Below are 16,149 nucleotides of genomic sequence, written 5' to 3'. Positions count from 1 at the left end.
GGGCCCGCACCGCCCTCTGACCCGCCGTTCCGATCACCGTGAATCCAATCTCGGCCGTCGCGCGGCGGTGGCGCAATGGTGCGCAACCGACGGTGCGTAGCAGGTAGGAGTGGGGTGCGGACCGGCGCAATGAAGCAGACCTGACAGATATCGATTTCATTCGCCGGATGGCCGTTGAGCTGGCCTTTAGCGTGTTGGCGAGGTTGTCTCACGTCAGGAGAACTCGTGGCCGCTGTCGAGCCCACACCATTACGCCGTCCGCGCGCCGATCAGGCGAGGCTGGTCGCGGATGTGCTGCGCCACCAAATCCACGCCGGGGGATATACCGACGGCGGCCTGCCGAGCGAACAGGAACTGGCCGCGGAGTTCTTTGTGTCCCGCAATACGGTCCGGGAGGCGCTGACGGCGCTGAAGGACGAAGGCCTCATCGAGCGTGGACCTCGTACCGGCACTCACGTTGCGTTGCGCAAGTACGAGCATGGATTGGACGCACTGCTCGGGCTCAAGGAGACCTTCAAGGGATACGGCGAGGTCTGGAATGAGGTCCGCGTCATCCAGGAGGTCAATGCGCCGCCGGCGGTCGCGCACAGGTTGCGACTTGAGCCGGGCGCACGCGTCATCTTCATCGAGCGGCTGCGCTACCTCGGCGATCTGCCACTGAGCCTGGACAAGACCTATCTCACCGCCGATGTGGGGGAGGCGGTCATCGAGCACCAGCTCGAGACTAATGACGTATTCGCCCTGATCGAGCGGGTGACTGGACGCAGGTTGGGGTCGGCCAATCTGGCGCTGGAAGCCGTTGCGGCGGATTCGCATTCGGCTGCGACATTGCACGTGCCCGACAGCGCGCCGCTGCTACTGCTGGAGCGACTGACCCACCTCGATGACGGGACCCCCGTCGACCTCGAGTACATCCGGATGCGCGGTGATCGAATCACGTTGCGCAGCAGTCTATTAAGGGATATCTGAGGACTCTCATGACATTGGTCAACAACCGTATCGACGTTCCGGTCACCATCGACGAATCGCTGTGTATCGACGGCTGCACGCTGTGTGTGGACATCTGCCCACTGGATTCGCTGGCGATCAATCCAGAAAACGGCAAGGCCTTCATGCACGTCGACGAGTGCTGGTACTGCGGGCCCTGCGCGGCCCGCTGTCCCACCGGTGCCGTCACCGTCAACATGCCCTATCTCCTCCGTTAAGTCAGGACACCTCATGAAGAGAACGGCCCTTCTCTCCGCTTTGCTTCTCGCCCTCGTCACCGGCTGCTCCCTGGACTCCGGGTCCGGCTCGGCCAACGAAGTGACCGTTGTTGTCGGATATCAGTCGAAGACCATCAACACGGTGACCGCCGGCACGCTGCTGCGCGCCCAGGGGTATCTGGAGAAGCGGCTCGCCGAGGCCGGTTCGCGCACCGGAAACAAGTACACCGTGCAGTGGCAGGACTACGACACCGGAGCGCCGATCACCGCACAGATGCTCGCCGAAAAGATCGACATCGGCTCGATGGGCGATTACCCGCTGCTGATCAATGGATCCAAGACCCAAGCCAATGAGAAGGCACGCACCGAGCTGGTATCAATCACCGGGTACAACGCCAAGGGTGCGCTCAACATGGTTGTGGTGCCGCCGAATTCGCCGATCACCACGCTTCCCGAGCTGAAAGACAAGAAGGTGTCCGCGAGTGTCGGCTCGGCGGGGCATGGCACGCTGGTGCGCGCGCTGCACAACGACGGTCTGGACCCGGCCAAGGATGTCGAGGTGCTGAACCAGCAGCCACAGGTTGGTGCCTCAGCGCTGGAATCCGGTCAGGTGCAGGCGCTGTCACAGTTCGTGGCCTGGCCGGGCCTGCTGGTCTTTCAAAAGAAGGCCAAGCTCCTCTATGACGGTGCCGAGCTCAATGTTCCGACCTTCCATGGTGTGGTGGTGCGCCGCGACTATGCCAAGCAGCATCCGGAGGTACTCGATGCCTTCCTGCAGGCCCAACTAGACGCCACCGATTTCATCCACGAAAAGTCTCTCGAGGCGGCTCGCATCGTGGCCGAGGGCAGCGGCCTACCCCAGGAAGTGGTGTACCTCTACAACGGGCCGGGTGGCACGTCGTTCGACACCACCCTCAAGCCCTCACTCATCGAGGCATTCACCAGCGATGTGCCCTACCTGAAATCGATCGGGGACTTCGCCGATTTCAACATCGACGAGTTTGTGCAGGACGGTCTGCTGCGTCAGGCCTACACGACGCGTGCGAAGAATTACGAGACCGAATTGGCCGCCAAGGCCAACCCGCTGGTGCTGCACCCCGCCGACGGGGCAGACCCGGTCCGCGCCGCCGAGATCTGGTTCGACGGTCAGGATTCCACGCAGGTGTATGCCACCCCGCAGGAGCTGTTGAAAGCCGTCAATGCCGCCAACGCGGCCGGTCAGAAGGTCCGCGCCGCCTACGTCGCCGACGCCGTACTGGGCACTCGGTGGTTCGCCGACCACGCCTGGTGGGTCCGGGATTCGGCCGGGTTGCATCCGTTCACCACGAGCGCGGGCGCCAGCCGATACATCTCCACCCACCCCGGCGCAACCTCCCTGGATTACACGCAGGCACTGGCGGCGGCATCGTGAGTAGCCTACCGATCCTGGAGGCCAGACCGCGAACTGTCGCGGCTGCCCCCGCCGGGGAGCAGACCGATGTGGCCGCGAATCCCCGGCGACAGGGTTCGCGGTATCTGGCCTGGGGTGTCCGGGCGTCGTCCGTGGCCACTGTCGTACTGCTCTGGCAGCTCTTGACGGCCAACAAGGTGCGGTTCGGGCTGCGATTCGACACCCTGCCCACGGTCACCGAGATCGTCTCCGCGCTCGCCAAGCGCATTGGTACCGAACAATATTGGCTAGACCTCGGCCAGTCCACCGTCCGGATCCTCACCGGGTTCGGCCTCGCCGCGGTGCTCGGCGTCATCACCGGTATCTGGCTGGGACGCTCCCCGCTGTTCGCGAATATCTTTGGCCCGCTTACCGAATTGGCCCGCCCGATTCCCGCGATCGCGATCGTGCCGGTGGCCATCCTGTTGTTTCCCAGCGACGAGGCCGGGATCGTGTTCATCACCTTCCTGGCGGCCTATTTCCCCATCATGGTGAGTACGCGCCATGCGGTGCGTGCGCTGCCCACGCTGTGGGAGGAATCGGTCCGCACCCTCGGAGGTGGCCGCTGGGATGTGCTGTTGCGCGTGGTGTTACCGGGTAGTCTTCCCGGCGTGTTCGGCGGGCTGTCCGTCGGCATCGGCGTTGCCTGGATATGTGTGATATCAGCCGAAATGATCTCGGGCCGTTTGGGAGTCGGATATCGGACCTGGCAGTCGTACACGGTGTTGGCCTACCCGGATGTGTTCGTCGGAATCATTACCATAGGTGTTCTCGGATTCCTGACGTCGGCTGCTGTCGAATTGGTCGGGCGCCGGGTGACGCGGTGGCTGCCCCGTGCCGAGGAGGCGCGTTCATGAGCGCCTCAACCCTCGTGCTGGATGGAGTCACCCTCGGCTATGGGGGACGTACGGTGGTGGATCGTCTCAGCCTGACCGTGCGCCCCGCCGAGATCCTGGTTCTCACCGGGCCCTCGGGCTGCGGAAAGTCCACCGTGCTGCGCGCGCTGGCCGGGCTGCTCCCGCCGGATTCCGGCACCATCCGCGCCGATGGCGAAAGGGTTGTCACCACCTCACGCCATCGGGCCATGGTGTTCCAAGACAATGCTTTATTGCCTTGGCGCACTGTGCAATCAAATGTCGAACTAGCGCTGAGGCTGGGCGGTGTGCCTCGTGCGGGGCGGCGTGCGGCGGCGCAGACCTGGATCGACGATGTGGGCCTGACCGGGTTCGAGGATTACCTGCCCAAGAGCCTCTCGGGCGGTATGCGCCAACGTGTCCAGTTGGCTCGCGGCTTGGCGGGTGCTCCGCGCGCGGTCATGATGGACGAGCCCTTCGGAGCGCTCGATGCCCAGACTCGTGCGAGCATGCAGCGCCTGTTGATCGATACGTGGCGCAGCCATCCAACCACGGTGGTGTTCGTGACACACGATGTCGACGAGGCATTACTGCTCGGAGACCGAATCGCGGTCCTGGGCCGGGCCGGCCACCCGCTGCGCGCGCTACTGGATGTTCCCAGCCCTCGCGAGCCCGACAGCGATCGGAGCGCTTTGCGCACCGAAATTCTTGCCGCACTGAATAATACGGAGCTTGTTGCCTGATGCAGATCCCTGAACTCGCTAGCGCCATCCGGCTGGACTGTGACGTCCTGGTGATCGGCGGCGGAACTGCCGGGACCATGGCGGCACTAACGGCAGCCGAGAATGGCGCCCAGGTGATACTTCTGGAGAAGGCGCATGTGCGGCACTCCGGTGCGCTGGCAATGGGTATGGATGGCGTGAACAACGCCGTCATCCCCGGCAAGGCCGAGCCGGAGGACTATGTCGCGGAGATCACCCGCGCCAACGACGGGATCGTGAACCAGCGCACGGTGTATCAAACCGCGACACGCGGATTCGCGATGGTGCAGCGACTGGAACGCTACGGGGTCAAGTTCGAGAAGGACGAGCACGGCGAGTACGCGGTGCGACGCGTGCATCGATCGGGCGCCTATGTGTTGCCGATGCCCGAGGGCAAGGACGTCAAGAAGGCGCTGTACCGCGTGCTGCGGCAGAAGTCGATGCGGGAGAAGATTCGCATCGAAAACCGGGTCATGCCCGTGCGTGTCCTCACCGAAGACCTGGGTGCGGGAACCGACGGGATATCACGGCGCCGGGCGATCGGCGCTGCGGGTTTCAACACCCGCACTGGTGAGTTCGTCACGGTCGGCGCGAAGGCGGTGATTCTGGCGACCGGGCCATGTGGTCGCCTGGGTCTGCCGGCATCCGGGTATCTGTATGGCACCTATGAGAATCCGACGAACGCGGGGGACGGGTACGCGATGGCGTACCACGCCGGGGCCGAACTGTCGGGGATCGAGTGCTTCCAGATCAATCCGCTGATCAAGGATTACAACGGTCCCGCGTGCGCGTATGTGGCCAACCCCTTCGGCGGCTACCAGGTGAATGCGCAAGGGGAGCGTTTCGTCGATTCCGACTACTGGTCCGGCCAGATGATGGCGGAGGTCAAGAACGAAATCGAATCCGCGCGCGGCCCGATCTATCTCAAGGTGACCCACCTGCCGGATGAGACGTTGACGGCGCTGGAGAGCATCCTGCACACCACCGAGCGACCCACCCGCGGCACGTTCCACGCCAATCGCGGGCATGACTACCGCACCCACGACATCGAGATGCATATCTCCGAGATCGGTCTGTGCAGCGGTCATTCCGCATCAGGGGTGTGGGTGGACGAGCATGCTCGCACCACGGTGCCCGGCCTGTATGCGGCCGGGGACCTGGCGTGCGTGCCGCACAACTACATGATCGGTGCCTTTGTGTACGGCGATCTGGCCGGTGAGCACGCGGCGTCGACACTCTCGAAAACACCCGCACCGCTGGATTTCCCGGTTGACCAGGTCAAAGAGGCGCACGAGCTGATCTACCGCCCGCTGCGCCATCCGGACGGCCCACCGCAGCCTCAGGTCGAGTACAAGCTTCGCCGGTTCGTCAACGACTATGTGGCCCCGCCGAAGACGGCGGCCAAGCTGTCGTTGGCCGTGCAGACATTCGAGCGGATGGCCGAAGAGGTGGGTCAGATCGGCGCGCGCACCCCCCATGAGCTGATGCGGGCGGCCGAGGTGTCGTTCATCAGAGACTGTGCCGAGATGGCGGCACGTTCGTCATTGACCCGCACCGAATCGAGGTGGGGCCTCTACCACGACAGGGCAGACTTGCCAGACCGTGACGACGTGAATTGGCGTTTTCACCTGAACCTGCACAAGACCGTCGACGGTGACATGGACTTCGTGAAACGCCCCGTCGCACCGTATTTCGTCCCGGTACCGGGTCTCGACGACCTGCCGTCGGGGGAGACCGATCCGATCCCGGTGCATCAGCCCGAACTCATGGGTGGGAAAGCACCGGCCGCCCGTATCTCGAACGTGATCGCTGCGGAAGCCGAACAGCCGCCGTCCCCGCGGATCGCCGCGGTGCTGTCGCTGGAGGCTCCCACCGTGGAGGAACTGCTGCAGTACCTCACCGATGATGATCCGGGTGTGCGCCGTACCGCGATCGCAGCGCTCACCGAGCACATACCCGCGGGTTACGAGGATGCCTTGTTGAATGCGTTGGGGGACAGCGATGCGTCCGTGCGTCGCACCGCGGCCGATGGCGCACGGGAGCTCGTGGAGGTTCTCGAGGACCCTGCAGCGATCCGTGATCACGTTAAAGCGCCCGACCCCTTGGTGCGCAGTACCGCGCTGTATGTGGCGAGTGCCCGGAAGGTCGGTGATCCTGCCGCCTATGTGGCGGCCGTGCGCGACTCCGATCATCGAGTCCGCATCGAAGCGGTACGCGCCCTGGTGTCGGTGGACGATGCGGTGTCCATTGCCACCGCCGCCGCCGATGAGAACCGCGAGGTACGCATAGCCGTAGCCAATGGGCTAGCGAAGTTGGTCGCCGGTGGTGCGACGGTGCGGGTGCTGGTGCGTGATCGTGATCCGCTGGTGCGGGCCGCGGCGTTGACGGCCGTGGGTGCGCTGGGGGTCGATGATCAGATCCTCGATGCCGTAGAGGAGGCACTGAAGGCTCCGGCCTGGCAGATCCGTCAGGGTGCGGTGCGCGCCTTGGCCGGAGCACGTCCAGGGCAGGCCGTACCGCCGCTGGCGCGGGCGCTGGACGATCCGCATCTGGATGTGCGTAAGTCGGCCGTGTTGAGTCTGAGCCAATGGGCCTCGACGGAGCCCTCCGTTCGTGATGCACTGACCGGCGCGCTGCAAGATGGTGACGCGGATGTCAGATCCTATGCGCGACAGGCACTTGCGGCCGGCTGACAGGAACGCCGAAGCGCGCTAGATGGGGCCTGGCAACGTGGCGGAGGTCATGTTACGGGCGGGTACCAGAGCCACTTAGCATAGGCTAGGCTTACTCAGGTGTCGAAGATGAGTACGGTCGTAGATCCCGATACCGGCGCCCAGACCTGGGTTTCTGTGCAGGAGGGCCTGCCGGACGGTTTTGCGCCGGCCGACCTCGCCAGTGTTCTCGCCCAGGAAATCCCCGAGCGCAGCGGCGACGAGTACCTGATTTACGAACGTGACGGCGAATGGGTGCTCGCCATTGGCGCCCGCGCCTCCGTCGAACTCGACAGCGACGGACTGCGCATCATCCGCGATGGAGCTGTGGAGAAACGCGGTTGGTCCGGGCACCCCGGCGCCGCCCTCGAACGAGCGGTGAACGAGATCTCCGACGGCGTGCATCGCGCCTTCGGGTGGGTCGCCTTCGAGTTCGGCACGTACCGCTTTGGCCTGCAGCACAGGCTGACCCCGGGTACTCCGATGGCGCGGGTTTTCGTCCCCCGGGTGGAGGTCGTGATTACGGCCGACGGAGTGTCGGTCTGCGAAGAGAGCTATGTCGACGAGATCAGGCGGGTGCTCGATCAGGGTGCCCCCGCGGTGGCGGTGCCGGCGTCGATCGACCTGGTTCCGGACCCATCCGACTACCGCGGCCGCGTGGGCATCGCCACCGCCGAGATCCGATCGGGCCTGTACCACAAGGTGATTCTGTCGCGGCGCGTGGAAGTGCCGTTCGCCATGGACTTTCCGTCCACCTACCGCCTGGGCCGTCAGAACAACACGCCGGTGCGCTCGTTCCTGCTGCGGCTCGGCGGCATTCGTGCCCTCGGCTACAGCCCCGAACTCGTCGCGGCGGTCGAGGCGGACGGAACCATCATCACGCAGCCGTTGGCCGGAACCCGCGCGTTCGGCCGGGGCGAGGACGCAGACCGGGTGGCGCGCGACGATCTGGAGTCGAATGCCAAAGAGATTGTGGAGCATGCGATTTCCGTGCGCAGCTCACTCGCCGAGCTAGCCGAGGTCGCCGAGTCGGGCAGCACGAAGGTGACCGACTTCATGACCGTGCGTGAGCGGGGCAGTGTGCAACATCTGGGATCTACCGTCAGCGGAGAGCTGAGCGCCGGGATGACGCGGATGGATGCGCTGGAGGCGCTCTTCCCCGCGGTGACCGCATCGGGTATCCCCAAGGCAGAGGGCGTTGACGCCATCCTACGGCTCGACGATCACCCGCGCGGTCTCTACTCGGGCGCGGTGGTGATGATGTCCCCGGATGGCGGACTGGACGCGGCATTGACGCTGCGTTCGGCCTACGAGCAGGACGGGCACACCTGGCTGCGCGCGGGCGCGGGCATCATCGAGGCGTCGACACCCGATCGGGAGTTCGAGGAGACCTGCGAGAAGCTTGGCAGTATCGCCCCGTACGTGATCAAACGTGAGGCATAACCACCACACTGCCACCACATGGCGTTAACCGGGGCCCCTAGGGGCCCCGGTTTTTGCGATCCGCGTCAGGGCCGGGCGCGGGGAGGCTTAGCTCGTCAAGGAGGCCATCAGGGCGCGTTTGTCGATCTTGCCTACCGCGGTGAGGGGAAGTGACGGAACCGCCACCAGCTTGTCTACTCGCGAGTGTGCCGCGGCGCCGCGGTCCCGAAGGTGCTCGTTGAGCTTCGTGGCCGTCACCGGCTTACCATTGAAAACAATGGCCGCACAGACAATTTCGCCTAAGTACTGATCGGGCAGGCCGACTGCGGCGGCCGCGTAGACGGCGGGATGTGTCTGTAGGTGCGATTCGAGATCCAGTGCGGCGATAGATTCGCCGCCGCGCAGGATGACGTCCTTGATGCGGCCGGTGACTTCCAGATAGCCATCGGGCAGCGCGCGCACGCGATCACCGCTGCGGTAGAAACCGTCGGCGGTGAAGGAGCGCACGTTGTCCGCCTCGGCGCGGTAGTACCCGTTCAGTGTGTACGGTCCACGCACCAGTAATTCGCCCGGTTCACCGTCGGCGACCTCGGCGCCGTCCTCTCCCACAATGCGAACCTCGTCGGCCTCGCACATGGGCCGGCCCTGGGTGTTGTCGAGGATGTCCGTGGGATCGCCTGGGCGCGTGAGGCATAACAGGCCCTCGGCCATGCCGAATACCTGCTGCAGCCCCGGGGTGAGTGATTCCCTCACCGCGCGTGAGTCCTCGGCTCCGAGCTTCGCGCCGCCTACCTGGAGCAGTCGTAGTGATTCCGGCAGTACAGGTTCCCATGCGGTGGCCTGTGCCCACAGCTGGGCAAGTGAGGGCACTAGCGCTGTCACCGACACGAGATGCCGGGCAATAGTCTCAAATGCCGACTCTGGGCTCGGGTCTGAAAGGAAAACCGTGGTGGCACCCGTGCTGATGGCGCCGATGAGACCCGGGCAGGCCAGCGGGAAGTTGTGGCCGGCGGGCAGTGCGACGAGATAGACATCGTTCTCGGTGAGGCCGCACACCTGTGCGGCCCGGGTGGCGTTGTAGACGTAGTCCTCGTGGGTGCGGGGGATGAGTTTGGGGGCCGCGGTGGTGCCGCCCGAGACCAGGAGTAGCGCAGGGGTGTCGGTGTGTACGGCCGGTAGGTCACTATGAATCTCAACGGTTTCCAGCAGGGTTGACCATGGGGCAAAGCGTTCCGAATCGCCCGGAGGAATCTCGCCGTCGATCAGGATGTGGCGCAGGCAAGGGTGCTGTGCGGACAGCTCGACGGCCAGTGGGCGGTAGTCGAACCCGCCGGCGGAATCGGCGATCACCAACGCGACGGCACCGGACACGTCGATGAAATGAGACAGCTCGGCGGCCCGGTGTCCCGGCAGGCACATGATCGGTATCGCGCCCGCACGCATCAAGCCGAAGAACGCGACGGCGAAGGATGTCCGGTTGGGAAGCTGAAGCAGTACACGGTCGCCGGGGGTAATCCCGAGCCGCACGAGCGCATGTGCGGCGCGGTCGGCGGCCATATCGAGCTCGCCGTACGTCATCGCACCGTGTTCGTCGATGACGGCGGGATGATCGGCTCGCCTGGCGGCGGCCGTACGGAGCAGGGACTCCACGGTCTTTCCGGTCCAGTACCCGGCCGTGCGGTACGCATCGGCGCGCGCCGTGGGGAAGGGGACAAAACCTTCCACTGGGCTCTTCGTAGCCGAAGCGGTAGGGGTTGTTGTGGCCTGTGTCATCGCAGCTCCTCGTGGGTGACCCCTCACAGTCTAGATAGGGTAGCCTCCTCACAGTTAGGGCAGCCTGTACTAAGAGTGAAAACGCGAGGTGAGATCGAGTTGCGCACCGTGAGCGAGGGTGACGTCGAGGTGGGCGTCACCAGCGAAAGGGCGTCGGTATGCCTCGATCCTGATGCCGCGCCACCGCTGTCCGCGGGGCAGCACCGCATCTGGTTCGCCCATGGGGTGACGCCCGCGCTGATGAATCTGTGCCGGTCGTATCGGCTCAGCGGTGAGGTGGACATCGAGAGGCTGCGCGCCGCGGTGACCGCGGTGGTGGCCCGCCACGAGATTTTGCGCACGACGTTTCGCGCCGGTACCGACGGTGATCCGGTCGCCGTGTTGCACGGTGACCTGCCTGCCCGATGGGTCGAGCACGACGTGTCCGAGCTGGCGGGCACCGCGCAACAGCTCCGGGTGGGCGTACTGGCACAGCGCGAATTCGGAGCCCCTTTCGACCTCACCGTGGAATCGCCGCTGCGTTTCACGGTCATCCGCACCGGCGCAGCCGAACACATCGTGCTCGTCGTCGCGCACCGCATCGCGTGGGACGACGACTCGTGGTCGGTATTCCTTGCCGACCTGACCACCGCCTATGTGCGTGGCGCGATCACGGCGCCGCTGCCGGGCCGGCCACCACTGGATGGGGCGGATGGTGCCGATCTCGATTACTGGCACGAGGAGCTGGCCAATCCTCCTGAACCGCTGGAGCTTCCGGGATCCAACGGTTCGGTCGTGACGACCGACTGGAAGGCCGCACGCGCTACCGCGCGCCTTTCCGCGTCGACCATGGGTCGTGTCGAGCAACTGGCTCACGAGGCCAACACCACACCGTATGTGGTGTTGTTGGCCACGTATTCGGCACTGCTGCATCGGTATACGCATGCCGAGGACTTCTTGGTGGCCGCGCCCGTGCCCACCCGCGACGCTGATGCGCAGGGCGGCATCGGACACTTTGGGCACACCATCGCCCTGCGGATGCGACCGCGCAGTGATGAGAGCTTCCGCGACCTTCTGGAGCACGCCCGTCTGACCACCCTCAACGGGTTTGCGCATCAGCGAGTGAGCCTTGACCGCGTGATCCCGCGCGTAGGTTTCGCGATGGGCGCCGACTCTGCTTCCCGGTTCTGTCCGCCCGAAATCCACTGTGAACGTGCCCCGTGGGAAGGCCAGGTGGCGTACGTGCCACTCGGCCTGAGGGTCGAGACCGCCCCCGTTGGTGCCGACGTCGTGGCCGAGTATCTGGTCGATGTGCTGGACGCGCGCTTGGCCGCGCAGCTACTTCGCCATTTCGCCAACCTGCTCGACTCCGCGCTCGCCGATCCGGACCGCACGCTGGGCAGCCTGGATCTCATGGATGGCCGGGAAGCCCAGTGGCTGTGGGAGGTGTCGTCCGGGGAACGGTTCGAGGCGGAGCCGACTACCCTCGGCGAGCTAGTGGCCGCCCGTGCGGCCGCACAGCCGGATGCCACCGCGCTCGTCTACGAGGGTCGACACTACTCCTACCGGGAAACCAATGAGCTGGCAAATCAGCTGGCGCACTGGATCATCGGACAGGGGATTGGTACCGAAGATCGTGTCGCGGTGCTCCTGGACAAGTCGCCGGAGCTGATCATCACCGCGCTCGCGATCACCAAGGCCGGTGCTGTGTATCTGCCTGTCGACCCCGCGTATCCCGCCGATCGCATCGCGCACATTCTCACCGATGCGCAGCCGAGGCTGGTCATCAGAGAGCCGGTGACGGGTATCGGGCAGTTCGACGCCCGTGAGCCGGTCGATGCAGATCGGGTACGGTCGCTGACCGCCGACAATGCTGCCTATCTCATCTACACATCAGGCTCGACGGGCCTGCCCAAGGGTGTGACGGTCACACATCGTCCGCTGACCGAGTACTTCAACTGGTTCCGTGCCGAGTATCGGGTGAGTGGATCCGATCGGGTACTGCAGGTGGCCTCGCCGAGCTTCGACGTATCGGTGGGCGAGATTTTCGGCATCCTCAGTTGTGGTGGCCGGCTGGTTATTCCGCGTCCCGGCGGACTCGGTGACGTCGCGTACCTGACAGAACTGTTGAACAACGAGGCAGTGACCTCGATGCATATGGTGCCCTCGTTGCTCGGTCTAGTCCTGTCGCTGCCCGGAGTTACGCAGTGGAAGTCGCTACGCCGGGTGCCGGTGGGCGGCGAGGCGTTGCCGGGGCCGGTCGCAGACAAGTTCCACGCCACCTTCGATGCGTCGCTGCACAATTTCTACGGCCCCACTGAGACCGTTATCAATGCCTCGCGGTACAAGGTTCGCGGAATCCAGGGGACGCGGACCGTGCCGATCGGTACTCCGAAGATCAACACACAGATTCACATTCTGGACCAGGCGCTGCGACCGGTACCGGTGGGAGTCATCGGCGAGATCTACATTGGCGGAACGCATGTGGCGCGTGGATATCATCGGGCCGCCGGCCTTACCGCGCAGCGCTTCATCGCCGACCCCTTCGTTCCCGGGCAGCGGATGTACCGGTCCGGCGACCTTGCGCGGCGCAACGCGAACGGAGACATCGAGTTCGTGGGCCGTGCCGACGAACAGGTGAAGATCCGTGGGTTCCGCATCGAACTCGGCGAGATTGCCTCGGCCATCGAGGTAGACCCGAGTGTTGGTCAGGCGCTCGTGGTGGTTGATGAGCAGCCGCACGTCGGCAAGCGTCTCGTTGCCTACCTGACGCCGGTGGGCGGTCATGTGGTCCACATCGACCGAATCCGCGCCAGGATCTCAGCCGCCTTGCCCGACTTCATGATTCCCGCGGCGTATGTCGTGCTCGACGAGATGCCCATCACCCCGCACGGCAAGATCAACAAGGATGCCCTGCCGGCGCCGGAGATCGGCTCCGTGACCGCGCGCCGCGAGCCGGACACCGCAACTCAGCGACAGGTAGCCGCGCTCTTCGCGCGGCTGCTCGGCATCGCGAGCGTGGGAGCGGACGACTCATTCGTCGACCTTGGCGGCCATTCGCTGCTGGCGAGCAAGCTCTCGGCGGCTATCCTGGCCGAGTGCGGAGTCGGGATCGACATCCGCGAGATCTTGGAGCGGGGCACTGTCGCCGGTCTGGCCCAGTTGGTCGATCAGCGCCGTAGCGGCATCGTCGCGGATGACGAGGACCGCGAAGGGGAACCGATTCCGTTGCTTCCCGGCGGTCGCTGTCTGTATGAGCATGGAAACCCGCGCAGGCTCGCCGAAACCCACGTCTTCTGGTTGCCCGAGGGCATTACCCGATCCGCGCTGGAGGAGCTTCTCGGTGCCGTGGTCGGGGAGCACGAGGTGCTGCGCAGCCGGCTCGACCGCGAGCGCCTGGAGCTGGTTCCGCGCACCCGGCAGCCCCTCCGTTTGGTCGAGATCTTCACGGAGGATCCGGCTGACGCGGCCGGCGCCGAGATTGGCCGTGCGGTAGATCGACTCGATCCCGTACAGGGCTGGATGCTTTCGGCGGTGTGGCTGCACCCCGAAGGCGGTCCCGGAGTTCTCATCCTCGCGGTGCATCATCTCGCCGCCGACCCCACCTCCTGGCGAGTCATCATGCAGGAGCTGGAATCTCGGTGGCAGTCGCTGGTAGCAGGCGCCGGGCCGCCCGAGACCCAGGCCGGCGGCGGCTACCGCCGTTGGGCCAACTCGTTGGCCGCCGAAGCTCGGGACGTGGGCAGCCTGCCGTTCTGGATCGCCCAGCTCGACGGTGAGGATCCCGAAGTTGGCTCGCGCCGCGTAGATCCGGAATTCGATAGGGAAGCCGAGCTGGCAGTTACTGTCGAGTCCGCGCCGGCCGATGTCAGCACGGTACTGCTGAACTCGGGAATCCCGATGGAGCAACTGCTGGTGGCTGCAGTGGCACGCACCGTGGCCCAGTGGCGCCGCCGCCGCGGACAAGCCGCGGTCGAGACACTGCTGGCGGTACAGGTGCCCGGACGAGGCGACACGACTGCCGAAACCGTGGGTCTGCTCGGTACGGCGTATCCGCTGCGCGTTGGTGGCACCGATCCTCTGGGAATCGGGCCACGCGGTCTGGTGGAGCGGGTTGCGCGGCAGCACAGCGCGATGCCGGGGCGGACCATCGACTACGGGCTGCTGCGATACCTGCGTGCCGATACCAGCGCGGTGCTGCGGCAATATCGCGATCCGCAGATCCTGTTGAGCTACCTCGGACACGATCGCGGATTCGAGGGTGACCTGCTGCGTCGCGACGGATTGCTTTCGGTATCGGGTTCACCTGTGCCCGAACCAAATTCGGCGGTGCGCCACGAGCTCACCATCGCGGTGCTGATCATGGAGACCACCGAGGGGCCGTCCATCGGAACGCTGTGGCGGGCCATCCCTGAGGTGCTTGATCGCTCGGAGGTTGCGGAGCTGCAATCGATTTGGCACGAACAGCTGGGGATTCTGGCGAAGGAGCTATGGTGACGTCCACATTGGCAGTGATAGGCGCGGGCGCCAAGGCGGTGGCGGTTGCCGCGAAGGCGGCCGTGTTGCGTGAATGCGGTGTCGACGTACCCGATGTGGTGGCGATCGAACGTCAGCAGGTCGGTGCGAACTGGCAGGCGTGTGGCGGCTGGACGGATGGACAGCACCGGCTGGGTACGAGCCCCGAAAAAGACGTGGGCTTCCCCTACCGGTCCGCCGTGGTCCCGGGCCGCAACGCCGAGATCGATGCCCGGATGATGCGTCTGAGCTGGCAGTCCTATCTCATCGCCACCGGCCAGTTCGCCGAGTGGGTTGACCGCGATAAGCCCGCACCGACGCACAAGCGTTGGGCTGACTACCTGACGTGGGTGGCCAACACGGTCGACATGAAGGTGGTTCAGGGCGAGGTAACCGGTCTGTCCATCGATGACGACAGATGGGTGGTGGGTACCAACGACTGTTCCATCGCCGCGGACGCAGTCATGGTGACGGGGCCCGGACAGCCGGAACGTTCGGTACTACCCGAGCATCCGAATGTTCTGTCGATCGCCGAATTCTGGCGTCGCTGTGCCGGATCAACACGTCTCACCGCCGAACGGGTCGCCGTGATCGGTGGGGGCGAGACAGCCGCCTCAGTGCTCAACGAGCTTTTCGGCCATCGAGTTTCGACGATCACCGTCATCTCTCCCGGGGTCACCCTGTTTACCCGTGGCGAAGGGTATTTCGAGAATGCCCTGTTCAGCGATCCGACCGGGTGGCTGCACCACACCATGGAGGAACGGCGCGACGCGTTGAACCGTACCGATCGCGGGGTGTTTTCGGCCCGTGTCCAGGAGTCGCTGCTGGCCGACGACCGTATCCGCCATCTGCGCGGTCGTGTCGCCCATGCCGTCGCCCTGGACGATCGGATCAGGTTGACGCTGCGCAGCGACCGTGCGGGTGAGCCTTCCGAAACCGTTCATGGCTTCGATCTGGTCATCGACGGCGCGGGCGCCGACGCGCTGTGGTTCTTACCGCTGTTCGACCAGAGTGCCCTCGATCTCATGGAGCTCAAGCTGGGTGCCCCCGTGGACGGAAACGTGTTGCAAGAATCTCTCGGCCACGACCTCTCGGTCAACGGCCTGACTCCCAAGCTCATCCTTCCGACGCTCTCGGGTCTGACCCAGGGCCCGGGGTTCCCCAATCTCAGCTGTCTCGGATTGCTGTCCGATCGAGTGCTCGGTGGGCACAGCAGCATCGAGTCGGCGCGTCGCGAAAGGAAAACAATTGAGTACCAACCCATTTGATGACGAGAGTGGCGCCTTCTACGTACTGGTCAACGACGAGGAGCAGCACAGTCTGTGGCCGACGGCCATCGAGGTCCCGGCGCAGTGGCGTGTGGCCTTTGGCGAGGCCTCGCGTGCGGACTGTGTGGAATACGTCGAGGCCCATTGGACCGATATGCGCCCGAAGAGCCTGCGCGACGCGATGGCGGGCGGTTAGCAGCAGCTGGTAGGAAGATCTGGTAGCCCCGACAGC

The 16,149-nt window shown here is 65.0% G+C and carries 11 protein-coding genes; 10 read left to right on the top strand and 1 reads right to left on the bottom strand.

Features of this window, described 5'->3' with window-relative positions; all coding sequences use genetic code 11:
• Positions 1-225: 225 nt before the first annotated feature.
• The 7 genes from B4383_RS12150 to B4383_RS12120 all read left to right on the top strand — a co-directional run bounded on the left by B4383_RS12150 (position 226) and on the right by B4383_RS12120 (position 8,403).
• Positions 226-969 (top strand): GntR family transcriptional regulator, encoded by a 744-nt coding sequence (locus B4383_RS12150; RefSeq protein WP_078292724.1) that lies wholly within the window; start codon positions 226-228, stop codon positions 967-969.
• A gap of 8 nt (positions 970-977) precedes the next feature.
• A complete protein-coding gene (locus tag B4383_RS12145) occupies positions 978-1,205 on the top strand; it encodes a 4Fe-4S dicluster domain-containing protein (protein ID WP_005058882.1) in 228 nt (75 codons plus the stop codon).
• Positions 1,206-1,218: 13 nt separating this feature from the next.
• On the top strand, positions 1,219-2,616 hold the full coding sequence (locus tag B4383_RS12140) for an ABC transporter substrate-binding protein (protein ID WP_078292723.1): 1,398 nt from the start codon (positions 1,219-1,221) through the stop codon (positions 2,614-2,616).
• Between the two features lie 68 nt (positions 2,617-2,684).
• On the top strand, positions 2,685-3,491 hold the full coding sequence (locus tag B4383_RS12135) for an ABC transporter permease (RefSeq protein WP_078292743.1): 807 nt from the start codon (positions 2,685-2,687) through the stop codon (positions 3,489-3,491).
• Positions 3,488-4,231 carry an ABC transporter ATP-binding protein gene (locus B4383_RS12130; protein ID WP_078292722.1) on the top strand — a complete coding sequence of 248 codons (744 nt, stop codon included), beginning with the start codon at positions 3,488-3,490 and terminating at the stop codon, positions 4,229-4,231. The genes B4383_RS12135 and B4383_RS12130 overlap by 4 nt, the downstream gene beginning before the upstream one ends.
• Complete coding sequence (locus B4383_RS12125) at positions 4,231-6,942, top strand: fumarate reductase/succinate dehydrogenase flavoprotein subunit (RefSeq protein ID WP_078292721.1); 2,712 nt, start codon at positions 4,231-4,233, stop codon at positions 6,940-6,942. Before B4383_RS12130 ends, B4383_RS12125 begins: the two co-directional genes overlap by 1 nt.
• Positions 6,943-7,041: 99 nt before the next feature.
• Positions 7,042-8,403, top strand: a complete 1,362-nt coding sequence (locus B4383_RS12120) for a salicylate synthase (protein ID WP_078292720.1) — start codon at positions 7,042-7,044, stop codon at positions 8,401-8,403.
• Between the two features lie 87 nt (positions 8,404-8,490).
• Here B4383_RS12120 and B4383_RS12115 read toward each other — a convergent pair whose 3' ends face one another.
• Positions 8,491-10,155, bottom strand: a complete 1,665-nt coding sequence (locus B4383_RS12115; RefSeq protein WP_078292719.1) for an AMP-binding protein — start codon at positions 10,153-10,155, stop codon at positions 8,491-8,493.
• Positions 10,156-10,254: 99 nt separating this feature from the next.
• Between B4383_RS12115 and B4383_RS12110 the strand changes: the two genes are divergently transcribed.
• The 3 genes from B4383_RS12110 to B4383_RS12100 are packed head-to-tail and all read left to right on the top strand — an operon-like array spanning position 10,255 to position 16,113.
• Complete coding sequence (locus B4383_RS12110; protein WP_078292741.1) at positions 10,255-14,631, top strand: non-ribosomal peptide synthetase; 4,377 nt, start codon at positions 10,255-10,257, stop codon at positions 14,629-14,631.
• Positions 14,628-15,917 (top strand): NADPH-dependent L-lysine N(6)-monooxygenase MbtG, encoded by a 1,290-nt coding sequence (gene mbtG, locus B4383_RS12105; protein ID WP_078292742.1) that lies wholly within the window; start codon positions 14,628-14,630, stop codon positions 15,915-15,917. Before B4383_RS12110 ends, mbtG begins: the two co-directional genes overlap by 4 nt.
• On the top strand, positions 15,898-16,113 hold the full coding sequence (locus tag B4383_RS12100; protein ID WP_078292718.1) for an MbtH family protein: 216 nt from the start codon (positions 15,898-15,900) through the stop codon (positions 16,111-16,113). Before mbtG ends, B4383_RS12100 begins: the two co-directional genes overlap by 20 nt.
• The last annotated feature ends 36 nt before the right edge of the window (positions 16,114-16,149 follow it).

Origin of the sequence: Mycobacterium sp. D16R24, from assembly GCF_002013385.1 — a bacterium.
GTDB lineage: Bacteria > Actinomycetota > Actinomycetes > Mycobacteriales > Mycobacteriaceae > Mycobacterium.
The sequence above is the reverse complement of the archived record's forward strand: the minus strand, read 5'-3'. Positions and strand labels throughout refer to the sequence as shown.

Excerpts from the sequence above, each read along its gene's own strand:
- B4383_RS12145 (WP_005058882.1), top strand. The coding sequence starts at position 978 with ATGACATTGGTCAACAACCGTATCGACGTTCCGGTCACCATCGACGAA.
- B4383_RS12140 (WP_078292723.1), top strand. The coding sequence starts at position 1,219 with ATGAAGAGAACGGCCCTTCTCTCCGCTTTGCTTCTCGCCCTCGTCACC.
- B4383_RS12130 (WP_078292722.1), top strand. The coding sequence starts at position 3,488 with ATGAGCGCCTCAACCCTCGTGCTGGATGGAGTCACCCTCGGCTATGGG.
- B4383_RS12125 (WP_078292721.1), top strand. The coding sequence starts at position 4,231 with ATGCAGATCCCTGAACTCGCTAGCGCCATCCGGCTGGACTGTGACGTC.
- B4383_RS12115 (WP_078292719.1), bottom strand. The coding sequence starts at position 10,155 with ATGACACAGGCCACAACAACCCCTACCGCTTCGGCTACGAAGAGCCCA.